The sequence below is a fragment of the Pseudobdellovibrionaceae bacterium genome, from assembly GCA_019637875.1.
Lineage (GTDB): Bacteria > Bdellovibrionota > Bdellovibrionia > Bdellovibrionales > Bdellovibrionaceae > JAHBUW01.
Map to the genome: position 1 here is coordinate 14,292 of JAHBUW010000004.1, position 18,516 is coordinate 32,807.

The 18,516-nt window shown below is 58.2% G+C and carries 17 protein-coding genes; 6 read left to right on the plus strand and 11 right to left on the minus strand.

Annotated features, from left to right (window positions below):
• The first annotated feature begins 63 nt into the window (after window positions 1-63).
• Window positions 64-708 carry a hypothetical protein gene (locus KF767_06560; GenBank protein MBX3017529.1) on the plus strand — a complete coding sequence of 215 codons (645 nt, stop codon included), beginning with the start codon at window positions 64-66 and terminating at the stop codon, window positions 706-708.
• Window positions 709-1,097: 389 nt separating this feature from the next.
• Entirely contained in the window at window positions 1,098-1,658 is a 561-nt protein-coding gene (locus KF767_06565; GenBank protein ID MBX3017530.1) for a nucleotidyltransferase family protein, read from the plus strand.
• On the opposite strand, the gene KF767_06570 is transcribed toward KF767_06565, so the two are convergent.
• The 4 genes from KF767_06570 to KF767_06585 form a co-directional block, all read right to left on the minus strand.
• Complete coding sequence (locus tag KF767_06570) at window positions 1,633-1,974, minus strand: hypothetical protein (GenBank protein ID MBX3017531.1); 342 nt, start codon at window positions 1,972-1,974, stop codon at window positions 1,633-1,635. The two genes, KF767_06565 and KF767_06570, sit on opposite strands and share 26 nt — an antisense overlap.
• A 10-nt stretch (window positions 1,975-1,984) precedes the next feature.
• Window positions 1,985-3,412, minus strand: a complete 1,428-nt coding sequence (locus KF767_06575) for a thiol oxidoreductase (GenBank protein ID MBX3017532.1) — start codon at window positions 3,410-3,412, stop codon at window positions 1,985-1,987.
• A complete protein-coding gene (locus tag KF767_06580; GenBank protein ID MBX3017533.1) occupies window positions 3,412-4,515 on the minus strand; it encodes a hypothetical protein in 1,104 nt (367 codons plus the stop codon). The genes KF767_06575 and KF767_06580 overlap by 1 nt, the downstream gene beginning before the upstream one ends.
• Window positions 4,516-4,612: 97 nt before the next feature.
• Entirely contained in the window at window positions 4,613-4,984 is a 372-nt protein-coding gene (locus KF767_06585; GenBank protein MBX3017534.1) for a hypothetical protein, read from the minus strand.
• 175 nt (window positions 4,985-5,159) lie between these two features.
• On the opposite strand from KF767_06585, the gene KF767_06590 reads away from it, so the two are divergent.
• Window positions 5,160-8,282, plus strand: a complete 3,123-nt coding sequence (locus KF767_06590; GenBank protein ID MBX3017535.1) for an efflux RND transporter permease subunit — start codon at window positions 5,160-5,162, stop codon at window positions 8,280-8,282.
• 2 nt (window positions 8,283-8,284) lie between these two features.
• On the opposite strand, the gene KF767_06595 is transcribed toward KF767_06590, so the two are convergent.
• The 4 genes from KF767_06595 to KF767_06610 all read right to left on the minus strand — a co-directional run bounded on the left by KF767_06595 (window position 8,285) and on the right by KF767_06610 (window position 10,956).
• Window positions 8,285-8,986, minus strand: coding sequence for a hypothetical protein (locus KF767_06595; GenBank protein MBX3017536.1), 702 nt, complete (start codon window positions 8,984-8,986; stop codon window positions 8,285-8,287).
• A gap of 205 nt (window positions 8,987-9,191) precedes the next feature.
• Entirely contained in the window at window positions 9,192-9,335 is a 144-nt protein-coding gene (locus KF767_06600) for a hypothetical protein (GenBank protein ID MBX3017537.1), read from the minus strand.
• 84 nt (window positions 9,336-9,419) lie between these two features.
• On the minus strand, window positions 9,420-9,758 hold the full coding sequence (locus KF767_06605) for a hypothetical protein (GenBank protein ID MBX3017538.1): 339 nt from the start codon (window positions 9,756-9,758) through the stop codon (window positions 9,420-9,422).
• Between the two features lie 337 nt (window positions 9,759-10,095).
• Window positions 10,096-10,956 (minus strand): LysR family transcriptional regulator, encoded by an 861-nt coding sequence (locus tag KF767_06610; GenBank protein MBX3017539.1) that lies wholly within the window; start codon window positions 10,954-10,956, stop codon window positions 10,096-10,098.
• A gap of 120 nt (window positions 10,957-11,076) precedes the next feature.
• Here KF767_06610 and KF767_06615 point away from each other — a divergent pair, with 120 nt between their 5' ends.
• The 3 genes from KF767_06615 to KF767_06625 all read left to right on the plus strand — a co-directional run bounded on the left by KF767_06615 (window position 11,077) and on the right by KF767_06625 (window position 13,122).
• Window positions 11,077-11,835: a hypothetical protein gene (locus tag KF767_06615; protein ID MBX3017540.1), complete on the plus strand. Its 759-nt coding sequence runs from the start codon at window positions 11,077-11,079 to the stop codon at window positions 11,833-11,835.
• Between the two features lie 3 nt (window positions 11,836-11,838).
• Window positions 11,839-12,345, plus strand: coding sequence for a hypothetical protein (locus KF767_06620; protein MBX3017541.1), 507 nt, complete (start codon window positions 11,839-11,841; stop codon window positions 12,343-12,345).
• A gap of 96 nt (window positions 12,346-12,441) precedes the next feature.
• A complete protein-coding gene (locus KF767_06625) occupies window positions 12,442-13,122 on the plus strand; it encodes a hypothetical protein (protein ID MBX3017542.1) in 681 nt (226 codons plus the stop codon).
• 290 nt (window positions 13,123-13,412) lie between these two features.
• Here the strand turns inward: KF767_06625 and KF767_06630 are convergent, their stop codons facing one another.
• The 3 genes from KF767_06630 to orn all read right to left on the minus strand — a co-directional run bounded on the left by KF767_06630 (window position 13,413) and on the right by orn (window position 18,312).
• Window positions 13,413-14,246 (minus strand): flagellin FliC, encoded by an 834-nt coding sequence (locus KF767_06630; protein MBX3017543.1) that lies wholly within the window; start codon window positions 14,244-14,246, stop codon window positions 13,413-13,415.
• A 379-nt stretch (window positions 14,247-14,625) separates the two neighbouring features.
• Window positions 14,626-17,598: a hypothetical protein gene (locus KF767_06635; protein ID MBX3017544.1), complete on the minus strand. Its 2,973-nt coding sequence runs from the start codon at window positions 17,596-17,598 to the stop codon at window positions 14,626-14,628.
• 150 nt (window positions 17,599-17,748) lie between these two features.
• Window positions 17,749-18,312 carry an oligoribonuclease gene (gene orn / locus KF767_06640; protein MBX3017545.1) on the minus strand — a complete coding sequence of 188 codons (564 nt, stop codon included), beginning with the start codon at window positions 18,310-18,312 and terminating at the stop codon, window positions 17,749-17,751.
• Window positions 18,313-18,516 lie beyond the last annotated feature (204 nt).

The window sequence follows — 18,516 nt, forward strand, 5'->3', positions numbered from 1 at the left end:
TTCTGACATCGCGACCTCTGCCCGAGCTGTGTTACAAAGCTCTTCTTGGGTGGAGGTTTTTTTATGAAATTAGGTCTGATGGGCGCGGGATTGATCGCGCTGGCCGCGGTGATGAGCGGTTGCAATAAATCCTCGAACAAGTCCGAAGAACCGGCGGGAAGCGCGGTCACGCCGCAGACGTTTCCGGCTCCGGGACTGACTTTCTATTCGGACGGGAACTACACGAACGTCGACATCGACGATTCGATCCATTTCGGTAACCGGACCGCGGTTCTCTACTACATGGGGAACGTGGGCTTCGCGGGTCGTAACGCGACCAATGAGTGCAATCAGTTCATGCGCGCGGGTCGCAATGCGCCCATGCCCGTGGCTTATTCACGTATGGGCGGATATGAAAACCGTTGGCGCGCGGCGGGCACACGTCGTTATGGTCGCGTGAACTCGCGCCGTGGCGATAGTCTGGGCCAAGTGCAGACTTGGAAGTTGCGGAACGGTCAGAATCTGACGCAACTGCAAGGCGGCTGTTACGTGGTTTGTTTGATGGACCGCAACCGTCGTCACGATGCCATGGGCATGTTCTTCGAAGCGAACGCGCAGATGCAGACGCAGGTGTCGTTCAATATGAGCTTCTCGAATTACCAAGCGCAGTTTTCGGGGGCCTACTATGGACCCAAATTCCAGACCCATGCGCGTGGCGCGATCCGCTAACGGGGAATCATAAAACTTCACGCCATCTTGAAAGGCTGAAACTGCACCCTTTCCGTGTTGCAAGTCGTTCCCGGCGCGAGCGGCAAAGTCCTCTCTTTTCGCTTGGCTGGGACGCGGCCCTCCTGGCCTCACCGCAGAGTCATACGCCATCCAGGCGCTGCGGAGGTCCCATCCAACCGAAAAGAGAGGACTTTACCGCTCTCCGGAAAAGGGTTTTGCAACACGGAAAGGGTGCAGTTTCTGAAAGGCTCGACACTCGGTCGGGCCTTTTTTATTGCCAAAATGCCCCGAAAAGCCCCAACTTGCGCCGCACGCCTTTTGCTTCATTGAGGGGTGGGGAGGTGCCCGTGATTTCCAGCCTGATGCTTGCCGCTGGCGAGAGTAAAAGAATGGGTCCGCGGAACAAACTCCTGCTGCCGATGGACGGCGGCACGCTCGTGCGACGAACGGCGAAGGAGCTTGCGAAATTTCCTTTTCAGGAAAGCGTTTTCGTCACCGGCTACGAGGCCGACTTGGTGACGCCCGAGCTGATCAGTTTCGACGCCATCCTCACGCACAATGCTCGTTATAAAGAGGGGATGTCGACTTCGTTGAAGGCGGGCTTGCGGGCGCTGACGAAGCCCTGTGACGGCGTGGTGATCGTTCACGGCGACCGGCCGTCCTTTCGCATCGAAGTCGTGCAAAGGCTGGCGCAAGAATTTTACAAACGACGAGGACCACTGATCTTGTTCCCGCGATGGCGGGGGCGACGTGGGCATCCGACGTTGGTCTCGCGGCATTTTTTCGATGAGATTTTGAACGAGTTCGAAGGGGACTACGATCTAGGCTATTTGATGCGCCGGAGTCTCAACGCGGTCTTGCCGATCGATGTAGAGGACGTCGGTGTCACGGAAGACCTCGACATCCCCGAAGATGTGCCGGAGCTCAGTCGCTGTCACCTTGGAACGTGACGGTCGTCAGACCCATGCTGTTTTTGCAGCGAAGCAGGACGAGCGCGGGGGTGCCCACGCAGATTTGGTCCTTGCGGTCGCGCAGGACGAAACGTCCATCGGCGTCCAAGATCTCGAGTTCGAGAATGTCTTCGGTCGCGAACTTGATGTCTTTCAAGAATTGAATCGCCTGGCCTTGTTCGGCGGTCAGACGCATCTTATCCCGACGCAAAAATTCTTGGAAAAGCGCGCTGGTCGAAGGATCGGCCGCAACGGCGCCGACGCCCGCGATCATCAGCAGTGCGCCGATCAATGCGCCCACTTTTTTAGTCAACATGGTTCCTCCATTAAAGGTCATTCACGAACTCGATGAGCGCTTTGCGCTCGGGGGCGGTCAAACCCATGAACGCGCGTTTCGAAGCTTCCGCTTCGCCGCCGTGCCAAAGGATCGCCTCTTCGACGCCGCGGGCGCGTCCGTCATGCATCAGATTCTGATGGCCGTTCACGGTGCGGATCATCCCCAAGCCCCAAAGGGGTGGAGTGCGCCACTCGCGGCCGTTGGCCATCGCCTCGGGACGGTGGTCGGCGAGGTCCATGCCCACGTCATGCAGCAGGAAATCCGAATACGGAAAGATGATCTGGTTGCGGAGCATCGCCGAGGGCGCGTCGGCACCGGTCGTGAAACGCGGCGTGTGGCAAGTGGCGCAGTTCACCTGGTGGAACAGTTTTTCGCCGAAGAGCACTTCGGGATCGCGGGGTTTGCGGCGCGCGGGCACCGCGAGGAGCTGCATATAAAGAGTCACCCGATCGAGCTGTTGATCGGTCACTTCCGGAGCGCCGCCGGTCGGTGCCGCCACGCATGCGGTTTGGAGCGGCGGGCAGTTTTCATTCGGGAACATCGAGGTGGTCAAACCCATGTCGCCGTTGAACGCGGCCGCGGATTGCTGGCGCACGGTGGGCTGTCCGGCTTTCCAACCGAAGCGGCCCAGTGCTTTCTGGCCGGTGAGATGATCGAGGGCCCAGTTCGCGCGTCCCGAAATGGCGTCGCCGTTCGCGTCCTGGGGATCCTCCAGGGCGAGGATGTCGGCCGCGGGGATCGCCTCGATGAGTCCGAGGCCGATGACCTGCGGGGCCTGCCGGGGCGAAAAACGCGCGCGCGGATGGGGTTCGAGATCACCGAACGCAAGATTCGCGAAGGAGTAACGAGGGCGGCGTAGGGTCGCGACTTCGCCATCGGGATAGGTGACGGGAATATCGGTAAACTCGACGCTCGCCTGGCCTTCGCCGGGGACGCCCTTGATACCGAAGGGATTGAGCTGTTCGCCGTACACCGGATGATCGCCAAGGAAGCCATCGACGGTGAGGCCGCTCAAACGGAAAAGCAAAGACAAATCGACGCGAACTTTGCCGTTCGCTTCGAGAAACGCGGGGCCGCGTCCGTCCAGGCCGTGGCAGGCCGAACACGAGGTCGCGTTGAAGGTCGGTCCGAGTCCGTCGCGGCCTTCGGTCGAAGACGGCGCCTGCACCCAGACATCTTTGAAGAACGAATTGCCGACGAAGAATTCGCGGCGCTCTTGATTGCTGACGCCGACGAGCGGATGGCCGAAGGCGTTGCGGGTCAAGTCACGGACGCTCCCGGCGCCGCCGGGAAATTCCGCAGGATCGGGGGTCGCGTTGGTTTTTGAGCTGATGCCCAAAAACAGCGAAGCCCCGATCACGATCGTGATCAGGGCCAGAAGTTTCGCGGAAAAAAATCGCGAAACGAGGGAGGGCATTATTGCAGGATCGCCACGCCGAGCAGAGTCGCCGCGGTCTTCAGATCCGCGCCGAGGTTTTCGAGCTCGGTGACCGCGGTCAGGATCGCCGCGCGTCCGTCATCCGAGAAGATCGCTTGGTCGAAGGGCGCGGGAATCGCGCGGACCGCTTTTTCGGTCACTTCAAGTTGGATCTCCAGGCGGGTCGCTAGCGCCGCGTCCTTCGCTTTCACGAGTTCCAGCACCGATCCGCCGTTCAACGTCAGGGCCTCTTTGATACCCAAGAAGTTGTACACGATGTCGTTGTGGGTGGTGTCCGAGAAGCACGAGTGCTCGTCTTCTTGGAGTTGCGTATCGTAAGCGACGAACAGGCGCTCTTGGCTCAGCTCGAAGCCGGCCAGTTGCACGGTGCCGGTCAGGATGAAGCCCAGCGACTCGAGGGTCTTTGCGGGCGACGCGAAGTCGGCGACGTAGTTCGCGCCGTTCGCGGGATTCCATTCTTCCGCCAGGTGCGTCAGGTGCTCGATCAGCAGATCCGAAACCAGCGACAGATATTGACGGCGGCGGTCCGCGTTCTTTTTGACGGTGAAGTCGGTGTAGGGACGGTTGCCGGGTCCGTTGATATTGAAGTCTTGGCCCCAGAGCATGAACTCGATCGCGTGCCAGCCGGTCGAGATGTTTTTCTCGCCGTCTTTTTCGTTTAGCTCGATCAGCAGTTCTTTCGAAAGAGTCGGGTAGTTGACGAGGTCGTTGATGAAACCCGCGCCGTTATCGCCACGGACCGAGTCGATATAGACTTCGTCCAGCGGCCAAGCGTTGATCAGGCCTTCGGGACCGTCTTCACGGTCGATGGGGCCCGAGTAGAAACGGAAAACTTCGGTCGTCGAGTACAGCTTGCGCGCTTCCACCCAAGCGGTCTTCGCGGCTTCGAGCGACTCGGCCGAGGGCGCTTGCGTGAACGCCTGGATCTTTTCGTTCATCAGTTTCGTGGCGGTCAAAGTCTCGGTGTAACGAGTGAACACGAATTTCGAGTAGGCGCTCACCACGGCTTTGGGAGTTTGGGCCAAAGCTTGGGCACTGACCGTCAGCAGGACCGCGCTGAGCGCGAGTTTCAAAGATTTCATCGAGGATCCTCCGTAAGAATTGGCCGCAACTGAGACGATAAAACCCGCGCGGTCAAAACCGCCCGTGCGGGTTTCCGGAGTTGAAAATCAACTGAAGTTACGGGCAGCTCGAGATGCTGGTTTCTTCGCGGATTTCGTTGGGACCGTCGACAAAGTCCATCACGACTTCGTTTTTGCCGTTGGCGCGGGCGTTTTCGACGTACTCTTCGTCGCCCCAGAGGATGCCTTGATCCAGCGCCCAGGCGGCCCATTTGGAATCGCCTACGAAACAGACTTCGCCGCTCAAGATATCCGAGGCGTAGCAGCCGTCGGCATAACTATCGACGACCATATTCTTGGACGTCACATAGACTTCGCCGCGGCACATAATTTTGTTTTCGGTCTCGGGAAACAGCTCCAGCTGCTCGGCTTGGGCGAAGGACATATTGAAAAGACAGGGGAAAACGAATGCGATCAGGAACGATTTCATGGGATCTCCTCCAAATGTCCGCGTCCTATGCCTTGGGCGAAGGCTTGTCCATTCAGGGGATGTACAGCCTGTGATTTTGACAAGACATTAACGCGGGAGTAGGTGTTTCGCCCACACGGTCAACGGGTTTTGAAAAAGTGGTTTTTTTGAAAAACCTCGGTCGTGAGGGGGAAGCTTGAGTCCTGCGTTACTGTCCGTCCGTCGCCCCATCTTTATCGCGTCACTCGTCATTTTAATGCTCGCCCTCGGGATGATCTCGCTGAATCGTCTGCCGATCGATCTTTATCCCGACGTCACGTTCCCCACGGTCGTCGTGCAGACGGTCTACGGCGGGGCCGGGCCGATCGAAATTGAAACGGAAGTCTCGCGGGTCCTTGAGGACGAGGTTTCGACGATCTCGGGCGTGCAGAAAGTGTCTTCGCAAAACCGCGAGGGCGTCTCGGTCGTCATCGTCGAATTCAATCTGAATACGAATTTGAACTTCGCGGAACAACAGGTCCGCGCGAAGGTCTCGAACTCCATGCGGATGCTGCCCGAAGACGTCGACGAGCCGATCATCCGTCAGGTCAGTCCTTCGGACGCGCCGATCCTGGGCATCGCGATGCGCTCGACGCTTCCGGATGCGCAGCTTTACGATCTGGCGAAAGAGGTGATCTCGCCCCAGTTCGAACAGATCTACCAGGTCGGTCAGGTCGATATCTTGGGCGGTCGTCGTCGCGAGGTGCACGTCAACCTCGACATGAACAAGTTGCGTAACGCCGATATCTCGGCGACCTCGGTCGTGGCGGCGCTGCAAAGCGGGGGGCGGAACATCCCGATCGGGAAGACCGACGACTCCGGGAAAGAGTACAGTTACCGCACGATCGCGCAGTTCAAAACTTTGAGCGATATCGACAACACCGTCCTGCGTTTGGCGAACATCGATCACCCGATCACGATCGGCCGCCTGGGCACGATTTCGGATTCACTCATCGACGAGGTCTCGCGCACCCGCTTCAACGGGGAAAAAGCGATCTACTTCAACATCTTCCGTCAATCCGGCGCGAACTCCGTGCGGGTCGCGGACGACGTCAAAAAACGGATGGAGAAGATCAACCTCGAATTGAAGACCAAAGGCACCGATGCCGAGATGAAACTCGTCAACGACCGCAGCCGGGTCATCCGCAACAACGTCTTTGACGTCTACGAGTCGATCTTTTTCGGGGTTTTGCTGACGATCATCGTGGTCTACTTCTTCCTGGGGAGCTGGAAATCGACGATCATCACGGGCTTCGCGCTGCCGAACTCGCTGTTGGGCGCGTGTATCATGATGCTCGTGTTCGACTTCTCGATCAACATCATGAGTCTGCTCGCGATGAGTCTGGTCGTGGGACTGCTGGTCGATGACGCCATCGTCGTGCGGGAAAACATCTTCCGTAAACTCGAGCAGGGCCTGTCGCCGAAACAGGCGGCGGTCACGGGAACCAACGAAGTCACGATGGCCGTCATCGCGACGACGCTGACCATCCTCGCGGTCTTCGGTCCCATCGGGAACTTGCAAGGGATCGTCGGTCAGTTCTTCAAGCAGTTCGGACTCACGGTCTGCTTCGCGATGATCATTTCGCTTTTCGACGGTCTGTTCGTCGCGCCGGCGATGAGCGCGTATGTCGGGGGCGGTTTGCATCACGGCGAACCGAAGTTCTTCCTGGCGCGCTGGAACCGCAATATGCTGAAGGGCTTCGATCGGTTCAATACCTGGCTCGAGAAGCGCTACGCGGCCTTGCTCCATTGGGTGATGAGAGTGCCCTGGGTCACGCTGGTCGCGTCCGTGGGGATCTTCATCGGTTCGGTGATGCTCGCCGGACGGGTGCCTTTCACGTTCTTGCCGCCCGCCGATAACGGCGAGTTCTTCGTGACCTTCGAGCTGGATCCGGGGGCGTCTTTGGATGCCACCGAAGCCGTCGCGAACGACATTCAAAAGCGGGTGCGGGAGCTTCCGCAGGTGGAAGACATCTTGATGACCATCGGCTCGGGCACGTCCGAGTCGAACAAGGGGGACTTGTACCTGCGCTTGGTGGGCCCGAAGGACCGCGCCGAAAATACGACGGGCGTGAAAGCCATCGTGCGCGAAAAGATGAAGGACCTCGAGACTAAATATAAAGTCAAAGTCACCGATCAGTCGGGCGGCGGCGGCCAGCGGCAGTTCAACATGAACCTGGTCGGACAGAATCTCGACGATCTGATTTCGTTCTCGGAAAAAGTGCGCGAGCGCCTTTCGAAGCACCCCGCGCTGTCGCAGGTCGACTCCAGTTACCGTGCGGGGAAACCCGAATTCCAGGTCGTGCCCAACTCGCGGACTTCGCAAATGGCGGGCGTGACGCTGACGTCGATGGGGCTTGAGCTGCGGATTCTGGTCGAGGGGCAGACGCCCGCGGTCTACCGCGAAAACGGCTACGATTACGACGTGCGCGTGCGCTTGCAAGACGATCAACGGGATCTACGGCAGAACTTCCAGCGCATGATGGTGCCGAACTTGAACAACCGGATGATCCCGCTGCCCAACGTGGCCAGCGTGAAAGAGGCGACCGGCCCCACGACGATTTTGCGTGAAAATCGTACGCGTTACATCCAGCTGTCGGCGGACATGGTCCCCGGCGGTCCCGGACTGGGCGGCGCGATCACGGACATCAACAAGATGTTTCTGGAAGACCTCAAGCCGCCGCCGGGCGTCTCGCACAGCTTCGTCGGTGAGGCCGAGCGTTTCGCCGAGCTGATGACGAACATCCTTGTCTCGTTGGGATTGGGTTTTCTGTTCATCTACCTGGTGCTCGCGTCGCTTTACGAGAGCTTCGTGAAACCGATCACGATCATGATCGTCATCCCGCTCGCGGCCTGCGGAGGCTTCGCGGCGCTGTGGCTGACGGGCTCGAGCTTCGATCTGTTCTCGATGATCGGTTGCGTGATGCTGATGGGACTCGCGACGAAGAACTCGATCCTGCTTGTCGACTACGCGGCCGAGGCGATCCGCCAAGGCAAAGACATGAAGACCGCGATCATCGAAGCGGGCGAGACGCGTCTGCGCCCGATCCTGATGACGAGCTTCGCGTTGATCGCCGGCATGGTGCCCGTCGCGATCGGTCTGAACGAAGCGTCGAAGGGGCGCACGAGCTTGGGGATCGTCGTCATCGGCGGAACGATTTCGTCGACGGTCCTGACACTCGTGGTGATCCCGGCGGTCTATTCTTACATCGATCGTTTCGAACACTGGTTGATCCGCGTTTTCCATCGCCTGTTCGGCGAGGACAAGAACGTCGTTTAAACTCAGTCGGTGAGCGTGACGCCCACCGAACGTGTTTGTTCGGCCGAGATCGCTCCCGCCAATCCGTAAGGCATGCGGCCCTGACGACGGCGTTGGATTTTGACGTTGCCGTTCCATTGGCCGGGGACGTTGGGGTTGAGGCTCGTCGCCGCGGCGTCGAACTCCAAGACCCCGTTTTCGGGCGCGGTGTCATTCCGGTAGCGCAGATGCGATGAAGACCCCGTTGAAAACTCAAGATAAGCGGTCATCTCGTCTAGGGGATTCAAGCTCGGCGTCCACGTGACGGCCAGGCGATCGCCTTTACGCAGAATCACCGGCGCGGCGGGACTCACGTTCAAGATGGGCTCCGGTAGCGACGCCGTGGCGACGTAGGCGGGCTCGTTGGGACGTGTGAACTGCACTTGGTAATCGTAACCCGTGCGGTAGGGAAGGCTCACGCTATAGGTGACCACGCCGAAAGCTTCGGACTTCGTCATCGCGCGACCGTCACAGGTCACGTCGTCGGCGCCGGCCAGCTCAAGCGAAGTGCCGGTCCCGCCCCCGACTTGAAAACGCACGAGGCACTCGACGCGATTCGTATCTTGCGCCTGCACGGAATAAGAGGCGAACACGCCCGAGGTTTTCACGTTGTCCGAGGTCGTTTTCGAGCATGCGACGGCGAACAGCGAAAGGGCGGCAAGAAATAAAGCGTTTGGGGATTTCATCTGAGCACTCCTTGGTTGCGGAGACGTTTGTCTTCCACCTCCGAGTCTTAACAGCAGGAGTTGGGCGGTCGCTAGACCGGCTGGCCAAAATTTGTAACAAACTGTTACAAAATCGCGCCGCCGCGAGGGTTTCGCTTCGCGAATAAAAAAAGCGACTCCGAGGAGTCGCTTTTTTGCGAGAATCGAAAGTCGCGCGAAGCGTTGACTACGTCGTCGAACCCAGCGAGAACGCGACGATGATGGTCACGATGATCGGGATGGCCGCATAGATCGCGAACGGCAACATCTCGCGTGCCGCTTCGTCTGCGTTACGGGCTTTGATTTCAGACTTCGGAAGTTGTTGAGCCATGGGGCCTCCCTTACAGTCTTCATTCTATAACGAGGACTGAGGTGATGGGCAAGCCCATGCCTGCAATTTGATCAATTCCGTGCCCTAATGAATCGCGGTATCCGAGTTTTCGTCCAGTCGGGGGGCCGGTTTCTCGGATGAGACGACTTCCGCGCTCTCGGGAAGCTTCAGATCCCGTTGATTCCGGTCGCGGGCGTAACTTCCGGTCGCCGTATCGTTACTCGACACCAGGCCTTCGGCTTCATCGAAGTCTTCTTCGTCGAGCTCCAGATCGGTTTCGAAGTTCAGACCCATCTCGGTTTCGGTGTCGGCGTCGAATTCCGAATCCCCGGGACTATCGTCCTCGGGGCGGGTCGAAGCCGCATTCGCCATCTCGAGCGTGTAGTCCTCTTCGGTGATGAAGTCTTTGTGCTTCTTCGCCATAAGATCCTCCTGGTGGAGGGCTCGTGCAAACTCGAGGGTAGCCGGAGACGCGGGCGAAATGCCCCGCTTTAGGGTGTTTCCTCCATTTGTCCAAGCACAGAACGTCTCCCGCCGTTCGAAGATCAAGGCGTGACGACGAAGGCTTAGCCGTTGCTATGTCGAGGAGGAGCAACGCGGAGATTCGGACGGCGGGAGGCGCCCCTTCGGGGTCAAGTCCCTTCACGCCCCCTGACTTCGTTGCTCCTCCTTGAATTGGCATGGCCAGTCCTGCGTCGTCGCGCCTTGCAGGTGTCGCAAAGGGACTCGATTCTGTGCTTGGACAAATGGAGGAAACACCCTAATCCCGGAACGCGGCGCCGACGTGAGTTCGGATGAATTCCGTGATGACTTGCGCGGCGCGGGTGTTCTGGTTTTCCTTTTTGTAGATCAGGCAGATCGAGTCTTTGAACTCGGGCGCGTCCCGATGAAACGGAACGGCGTTCGCGCCGTCCATCACTTTCAGCACGCGTGCGGGGATGATGCCGACGCCCGCGCCTTCGGCGGTCAAGCGCGCCGCGATTTCCAAAGACGACGTATGCAGCTCGCGTTCGAAACGTATTCCTTTTTTCGCGCACGCGCGCAGGATCGTCTGCACTTGGTGCAGGTCGGGATCGCAGATCAGCACGTCCGTATTCTTCAGCTTCGGCGCTTTCCACATACGTACGCTGTCTTCGCCGAGTTTACGGATGACGAGGTCGGGATGTTCCGGCGGGTTCACGACGATTCCGAAATCCAGACGGTTGCTGATTACGCTTTCGGCCATCTGGCGCGAAAGTCCGTGTTCGAATTTGAAGCTGAGTCCTTCGTGCGCTTCGAGCAGGGGCCCCACGAAGCTCGGCAGCAGATATTGCCCCAGCGCCGTGTGCACGCCCAAACGGTAGGTGCCGGCGATGCGCTCGTTTTCGTCGGTCACGATGTTTTGGATGCGATTCCAGACGTCTTCGAGCTGACCACTCAGGCCCGCGAGCTTCGCGCCCGCGCGGGTCAGGCGCACTCCCGATTTTGAGCGAATCATGAGGGGACAGCCGAGCTGCTCTTCCAGTCTTTTTAAGGAATGGCTGAGGGCGGGTTGGGTGACGCCTAGGCGCTCGGCCGCGCGGCGCAGATTTCCGGTGGAGCTGATCTCTTTGAAGTAGCGCAGGTCATCGGGATGAATCATGCGAGCGGTCTCGCAGGTCCTGTCGAAAAAATCGACTGAATTCGGCAAACTCGCGGAAAGCGACCGGTTTCCCGGACATTTCACTGAAGACTTTGCGCGCCCCGACCGATGTCCAGGGGGATGAGAACGCTACTCCTAATCTTCATGATGATGATCCTTGCGGCCTGCGGGCCCCAAGGCGGGACCATGCTCACGGTCGAGGACCTCGAACAAGAGAGCGGGACGGATAATGACGGTCTTGGCGAGGGCGAAGAGGAAGAAGAGGTCGTCGTGACCCCGGCTCCGACGCCGACCCCCGCGCCCGGCCAAAGCAAAGTCTCGTTTTACCTTTCTTCGGCCCAGCACCGTCTGGCTCACGACGTCGCGCAGTTTTGGGAAGGCTGCCAGGCCGAGCAGATTGTGAAGGGCGGTTACGAAAGCGACAGCGTTTGTTCGAAAGCCTACGTGCAGCCCGCGTTCGGGCGTCATCTGAACCGCCACTTCGTGAGTTGCGTGAAGACGGCGGCGGCGCGCGCCGGTTTTAATGAACCCGCGCGGATTTTTGTGCGTCATTGGGGATCATACAACGATCGCACGGCGCGCGGATCGACGCGTTTGTCGATGCACGCCTACGCGCGCGCGATCGACCTTGTGAATATCAATCTCTACGATGCAGCGGGGGCGTTGAAACGAGTGTCGACGCACGTTCGTGACTACACGGGTGCGAACGCGGTATTTTATGACGAGTTTCGCGCGTGCTGGAAGGCGACGATTCCCGCGACGTGCCGGTCTTCGGATACGGAATCTTCGGGCTCGATCGGTTTTCCGTCGTCGAAAATGGGGGGCAATACCCTCCACAATGACCATCTTCATCTTTCCTATCCGTTGTGTGCGGGGTAAGCGATGCTGAAACTGTTGATTAAATCCCTGCTGGTGACTTTCTTCGTGGCGCTGTCGGCGTTCGTTTTGCCCGCCGGGGCGCAGACGATCGGCGCGCGCTCCCAAAACACCGAGGACACCGACGACGGTCACGGGCACGATCTGACCGTGGACGCCCTTGTGGATTGGAAAGCGTTCGATGCGAAGGCCCCTTGGCACAAGGTCTTTGCTTTGATCCGCAAAGACGGGCATTCGATGAATCGTCCGTTCGTCCTCGAAATTCGTGCGGCCTGCCGCGAGTACGCCAGTCAAGACTGGTCGGCGTTGAAAGTCGGCGATCAAGAGTCACTTTGTGGGGTGGATCCGAGCTCGCTCCGCCTGGACGGGGACGCGGTGGTGATCGAATACGTCGAGCCCGACGCGGAATTCTACAAGGAACAGATCGGGAAGCGCGTGAAGAAAATCAAACAGCGCTGTCTGAAGGAGCGCAAAACCCTCCGGCTGTCGCTCCAGCACCTCTGTAAGCCGTAATCAACAGGTGGGGAGGAACTCCGTGTCACTCCCATTGACTCCGTTTTAAACTCTGCTTCAATAATAAGGGCAGAAACCAAAACTACGGAGTCCGACATGAAAATCTTTGCACCGGTTCTCGTTCTTTCTTTGACCACGTTCGCGTTGACGACGGCGGCCCAGGCTCAATCCTTCACCGTCAAAAAAGTGAAAGGCAAACAAGCCATCGTCCAAATGACCAGCGGGTCGTTCTCGGAAGGCCAGACGGTTTCGGTCGGCGGCGGCGAGGCTTCCTCTTCGTACAGTTCGGGCGGTAGCGCGGGCTCGCGCAATAAGTTCATCGGTTTGGAAGGGCGATTCACTTCGACGAAGGTCACGGTGAACAACCAATCTTCCACGACCACCGGCATCGGCCTGCTGGCGACTTACGGATGGAATAAGCTGACCATGGAGTACGGCGTGATCGGTGGCGTGACGATCAATAGCGGTGGCGGATCGAATTCGACCGATCTCGAAGTTGGTGGCGTCTTCGACTACAACTTCACCGAGAATCGTCCGGGCAATGACGGGATCTTGTTCGTCGGCGCGAATGCGACTTTCGGATCGAATAGCGGCGGCGCGACCAGCACGACGACCATCAAGATCTATCCGCATGTCGGCTACAAGATGTTCGCTCTGGGTAACGCGACGGCGATCCGCTTCCATTTGGGAATGCAGCTGCTGCAAACCAGCGGCGGCGGAGCTTCGGGCAGTGACACGCAGCCTCTGGGCGGCGTTGGATTGCAAACTTACTTCTGATTCAAATCCGATCCACGTCTCCGCGAGTTGCGGCGGACGTTCATCGCATCTGAAACACCAAGACCCCGGCCACAAGCTGGGGTTTTTTATTGGGCCGGTCGATCACCCCGGGTGGGGAAGTGACCCGTGCCTCTGTCATCGTCGCTCGTCGCGAGCGATGGATCCTAAAAAATTTCCGCGAGAATAACTATCCTTTGCAACGAAGCCGACCTCGGTCGCCGCGAAAATCGCGACCTAAATGAGGCCCCCGGGAGGATAAACACCGAGGGCCCCGACACGAGGTCAGTTCATCAACCGATCAGTTTCAGAGCCAACTGGGGCGTGCTGTTCGCTTGCGCCAGTGTGCTTGTCGAAGCCTGAAGCAGGATGTTGTTGCGGGTCATTTCCGACGAAGCCGATGCGACATCGGTATCGCGGATCCGCGAATTCGCGGCCGACATGTTCTCTTCGAGGACGCCCAAGTTATCGACGGTCGAAGTCAGACGGTTTTGGAGTGCACCCAAATTTGCGCGCATGCCGTTCGCCATGTCTTGAGCCGAGTCGAGCGCCGTGAGTGCGTCCTGAGCGCCTTCCTTGCTCGTGAAGTCCAGACCGGCGAGGCCCAGAGCATCCAGAGTGGCGACGTTCACCGACGAGTCGAAAGAGATACGATCTTCGTCCGCGTTGTTATAAACGCCGACTTGGAAATCAAAAGTAGGAGTCGTGCCGTCGAGCAGGTTGGTGGTGCCCCACTTAGTCGACTTCGCGATACGTTCGATTTCCGACTTCATTTGCTGAACTTCTTTATCCAAGAAGCCGCGCTCAGTCTGACCGACGGTATCCGAAGCGGCCTGGATGCCCAGTTCCCGCAGACGGGTGACGATGTTAGAGATTTCGTTGAGTCCGCCTTCCGCCGTTTGGATCATCGAGATCCCGTCATTGGCGTTGCGGTTAGCCTGGCGAGCCGAGCGGATACCTGATTTCAGGCGCTCCGAGATCGCGAGACCGGCAGCATCATCTGCTGCGATGTTGATGCGAGAACCCGATGCGAGTTGTCCCATGGACTTCGACATCGAACGTTGGCTACCCGCGAGATTCCGTTGTGCATTGATTGCACCGATATTCGTGCTTACGCGCATTCCCATAAAACTATCCCCTTTGTAACTGTGTTACTTCCGCATTCAACCTCCGTGTCTTCCCTTTTGTTTCCTCGTGTTGTCCCCGCAACAAACCGTGTTCCGTGGACAGCATACTCTTCGACGAGCGGAGTTTTTTCTACACTCGACCGGAGTCCAAATTTGGAGGCGTTCGTCGCGTCCAACTCGACCGATGTCCCCAAGGCATCGGTCCGTTGAACGTGGCTATGGTCGTGGTTTTCAGGACGTTCGCACAGAGAAGCGCCGGACTTTCCGCGCGCGACGAACGGGAAGTGGACGAGACTTTTCTCTTAGGACGGAGATCTTGCGTTACGGGAGTGGAGAAATAAAAAACCCGGAAGTTCGTTCCGGGTTTTCAGAGGGGAAATTACTCTTCTTCTTCGTAGCGGCACATCCGTGGCGACTCTTCGCACTCGGCTTCGCGTTCTTGCACGATACGGAGCGCGGCGCGTGTTCCCTCTTGGATCTTGGCCGTGGGGAACTCTTGCGCGAACTGCCGCAGGAGCGCGCGCAGCTCGTTGAACTGGTAGTAGGCGCGGGCGTTCGAGGCGTACGTCTGCAGGAACTCGGCGACCACGGACTCGCTCACGGTCTTGGCTTTCAAGCGGGCTTTGACGTGCGCGATCAAAGGCGAATTCTCCATGCTCATCAGGCCCGTGAAGCCGACGGGGTAGGATTTTTCGTCCGGTTTCGCTTTGATGTAACTCTCGAACCAGACTTGGACGCCTTTGTTGAGGTCCTGGCGGCCGAGCGCGCGCAGCGGGATTTTTACGTCGTTCTCGAGCATCTTCAGCCCTTGCGCGAGGGCTTCTTTCGCCAGCTCCGCGGTGACCGCGTCGTTCTCAAGATCCACGGCGCGCAGGATTTGGTAAGCCAACCGGACGTCTTCGGCGTTTTTGCTGGCCTTCAGTTTCAGCGTTTCGGGCACGAGCTTCGCGAGCGGGTACAAACCGAAGATCGTCGAATCACTGGCGACGTAACCCATACGCCCCTGGTAGGTCCGTGAGTTCATCGCGGTCAGGGCACGCGCTTCTTTCAAGTTCTGGATCGGAATTTTGAGTTCGATGATTTGTCCCATCAGATCGACCGGCATGATGCCAAGATCCATCATCTGCTCCGAGATCTTGTCGTAGTCATGTTTCGCCAGTTGGGCGTAGAGTTTCGGAATCGTGCGCAAGAGACGCGCCTTTTCGCCGGGCAGGTAGCCGTATTCTTCCGAGTCGGGGAGTTTGCGCATACAACGCGAAGCCATCGAATCCATCGCGTTCATTCCGGTGTCCCAGTGACCGGCATCGAGCGCGGTTTCCGCGCGTTCCAATGCGAATTCGCAGTAGACTTCCGGTTTCAGCGCGGAAGCGATGATGCCTTCCAGGGTCGTCGCGTTCACGGAGAGCGGTTGCTTCGCCAGCTTGTACAGCTCGGCTTTCATGCGGTTTTGTACGTTGGGGGTCAGATTTTTCACCAGTTGCCAGATGCCGGCCAGGCGCTGCTGATCCTCGACCGAAGAACCTTGCATCAAATCAAGCAGGGCTTCCTGAGCGGAGTCGTCGATATTCATTTCCGTCGCGAACTGGCGTTGGCGATCGAGCGCCTCGATGACCGCGCTTCGCGAATCCGAGTCGCCGCGCGAAAGCTGCATCAGTTGATCGAAGACGCGTTTGTTGAACTTCAGGTAGCAGCCGGTGTTTTTGATATATTCGGGCTGCGCGATGAGTTCGGGGTTCAGCTCGGGGCGCTCCCACATCGGGTGTTTGCTATAGTAGCTCGAAGAGCAGAGCAATTGGGTTTGGTGTTCGTTCAAACCGCGGTCGCCGTTCGGCATCAACGTGCGGAAGTACGAGGCGTGCGCGTTGCCCGGAACTTTCAGCTGTTGCAGGTAAGCGAGGTAAGCTTGACCGATGTCGGACTTGGCGTCGGCCTTGAGATACTCGCGCAAAGCGCGGACCATCAGGTCTTCGTCGAAATTCGCCACGCACGACAAGGCGCGAACGAAATGCGCGTCCTGGAAGCGGGCCGCCGGAATATCCGCCGTCGAGAAAGACACCTTGATGCTGTTCGAACTCGCGTAAGAGCAGATCTGGTCTTTGCGCTCAAGATCGAAGGCTTGGTTCATATCGCCGATCAGAAGGGCTTCGACTTTCTTCATGTAGTCTTTGTTGTAGACCCAACCGAAGAATTTCATGAAGGTCAGAACTTTCAGCTGCATCCCGAGGATCGCGGAGTCACGACGGGCGACGATCCCCGCGAGCGAGTCGCGCAGTTTGCTGTTGGTCATGACGGGCTCGAGGATCTCGAACTCTTTGTCTTTCCATTGATAGTTGTCGACGGTCAGGCGGCTCAGCCAGTCGTTGATGGCCGGCAGGTACGCGAAAGACTTCTCCGAGCGCAGCGAGTTCGTGATCCAGTGCAATTTCGCGTTGAACGGGACCTTCGAGTTATTCAAGTAGCAGGTGGGAATCTGCTCACGCTGCATCTCTTTCGCGCCGGACTCCTGCGCGAACGCGGTGACCTTCAGAGCGGTCGCGAGTTTGCCGTTGGTCGCTTCATCCAGCTTCCGCAGGTTCTCGGGCAGGTAGTAGTTCGTGCCCTTCAAAGACTTGAAGTAGTTGCCCAGCAGTCCGCGCACGTTTTTCCCCGACGGCCCGACCGAGTCGAAACCGTAGATCCGAGGCGCGCCACGGAACACACGGCGCATGCGATCGCTAAACGCGTCGCCCAAAGGCGAATAGCGGAAGGCGACGACCTGTTCGGCTTGCTCGGCGCTGAAACCGTCTTGGCGCAGAACGCGACGGTATTCTTCGGGTGAACGGTGATCTTGCTTTTTTCCCGCGAGGGTATTGCAACCCATCAGGAAGACTTCTTTAGGGTTTTGCAGGATGCCGTCGCAGCCTTTGTCGCACGAAAGTTCTTCGAGGGTTTCCATGGAGAGGTCGAGACCACTCGAGCCGAAGAAGCTTCCGCCGAAGTGGCCCGAGATGACGAGGACATCACACTTGATTTTTTGTTGGCAGGCTTTACGCAGCCAAGCGGACTTGCCGGAGTCTTGGGGTTCGTCGGTGGTCTCTTCCGCTTCTCCGTCACCTTCGAGCTTGTCGTCGGTGAGTTTCGTGAGCTCCACGAAGTTGGTGGTCGCGGCCGGTAGCGAGGCTTTGAACATCTCGATTTCATCCGATGAATTGATCGTGATCGAGCAGACCGTGGTCTTCGACGCGGGCGTGGTCAATTTCTGATCGGGGCGCGGGATCGGGATCGGCACGTTCTTCGGCAGCGTGACGGCGTTCGCGGCCCCAAGGAAAAGGACTTGCGAACATAGAAGCAGAAGAGTCGAAGTGACGCGCATGATAGCTCCTCATGGAATAGATCCACGGGGAGCTATCGCAACGCCCGGGCCCCCGGAGAGCTCAGGAAAATCGGGGGTTTACGCGGACGCAAAAGGGGCCTCCGGCGCCGGAGGGCCCCGCAGCCGTCTAAATGTTGTACGGTGGCGAGCTTACCGCGCCGGCGGTTTGGGACCTTCCATTTTCAGGAAGGACATATAGTGACGGAGCTCCGAAATGCTCTCTTTGATGTCATCGAGCGCGCGGTGGGAGTTGCGCTTCTCGTGGCGGATTCCGTACTTCGTATTCATCACGATCTTCCACGAGGTCACGTCGAGCATACGGTAGTGAAGTAGCGACGCGAATTTCGGAAAGTACTTATTGATGAACAGACGATCTTGCATGATCGAGTTTCCGGCGAGCACGGGGCGCTGACCTTTCGGCAGATCACCCGGCCAGTATTTCTTTGTCAGCTGGATGAGTTCGTTCTCGACCGTTTCGGGAGTTTGGCCGAACGGAATTTTTTTGAGCAGCCCGGATTCTCCGTGATGCTTCTTGTTCCAGTCGTCCATGCGGTCCAGATAGACTTGCGGTTGTTTCACGACCGTTTCGTACTCATCGAAGATGCGAAAATTATAATCGGCGATGATGACCGCGCATTCGATGATCACTTCCTTCTCGATATCGAGGCCGGTCATCTCGAGATCGATCCAAATCAACTTCTCATTCGGGTTCATCGGTGAACTTGATTGCAACATTGGAAAATTTTGCAGGTAAATGACCCGCTTTTCCAGTCGAAACGAGTGTCACCGGGCATCAACTGATGGGCGCTATCAAAACTATCGTCTTGTTCGCGCACGCCCGTTCCCCGTACAAGGGCGACGAACATGAGCACTTCGGGGGGGAGAATGGCAGGGGCCATTCGTCGAGGTGCACCCGGG

Excerpts from the sequence above, each read along its gene's own strand:
- KF767_06605 (MBX3017538.1), bottom strand. The coding sequence starts at position 9,758 with ATGGCGAAGAAGCACAAAGACTTCATCACCGAAGAGGACTACACGCTC.
- KF767_06615 (MBX3017540.1), top strand. The coding sequence starts at position 11,077 with ATGAGAACGCTACTCCTAATCTTCATGATGATGATCCTTGCGGCCTGC.
- KF767_06620 (MBX3017541.1), top strand. The coding sequence starts at position 11,839 with ATGCTGAAACTGTTGATTAAATCCCTGCTGGTGACTTTCTTCGTGGCG.
- orn (MBX3017545.1), bottom strand. The coding sequence starts at position 18,312 with ATGAACCCGAATGAGAAGTTGATTTGGATCGATCTCGAGATGACCGGC.
- KF767_06575 (MBX3017532.1), bottom strand. The coding sequence starts at position 3,412 with ATGCCCTCCCTCGTTTCGCGATTTTTTTCCGCGAAACTTCTGGCCCTG.
- KF767_06585 (MBX3017534.1), bottom strand. The coding sequence starts at position 4,984 with ATGAAATCGTTCCTGATCGCATTCGTTTTCCCCTGTCTTTTCAATATG.
- KF767_06580 (MBX3017533.1), bottom strand. The coding sequence starts at position 4,515 with ATGAAATCTTTGAAACTCGCGCTCAGCGCGGTCCTGCTGACGGTCAGT.
- KF767_06595 (MBX3017536.1), bottom strand. The coding sequence starts at position 8,986 with ATGAAATCCCCAAACGCTTTATTTCTTGCCGCCCTTTCGCTGTTCGCC.
- KF767_06610 (MBX3017539.1), bottom strand. The coding sequence starts at position 10,956 with ATGATTCATCCCGATGACCTGCGCTACTTCAAAGAGATCAGCTCCACC.
- KF767_06600 (MBX3017537.1), bottom strand. The coding sequence starts at position 9,335 with ATGGCTCAACAACTTCCGAAGTCTGAAATCAAAGCCCGTAACGCAGAC.
- KF767_06630 (MBX3017543.1), bottom strand. The coding sequence starts at position 14,246 with ATGGGAATGCGCGTAAGCACGAATATCGGTGCAATCAATGCACAACGG.
- KF767_06565 (MBX3017530.1), top strand. The coding sequence starts at position 1,098 with ATGGGTCCGCGGAACAAACTCCTGCTGCCGATGGACGGCGGCACGCTC.
- KF767_06635 (MBX3017544.1), bottom strand. The coding sequence starts at position 17,598 with ATGCGCGTCACTTCGACTCTTCTGCTTCTATGTTCGCAAGTCCTTTTC.
- KF767_06560 (MBX3017529.1), top strand. The coding sequence starts at position 64 with ATGAAATTAGGTCTGATGGGCGCGGGATTGATCGCGCTGGCCGCGGTG.
- KF767_06625 (MBX3017542.1), top strand. The coding sequence starts at position 12,442 with ATGAAAATCTTTGCACCGGTTCTCGTTCTTTCTTTGACCACGTTCGCG.
- KF767_06570 (MBX3017531.1), bottom strand. The coding sequence starts at position 1,974 with ATGTTGACTAAAAAAGTGGGCGCATTGATCGGCGCACTGCTGATGATC.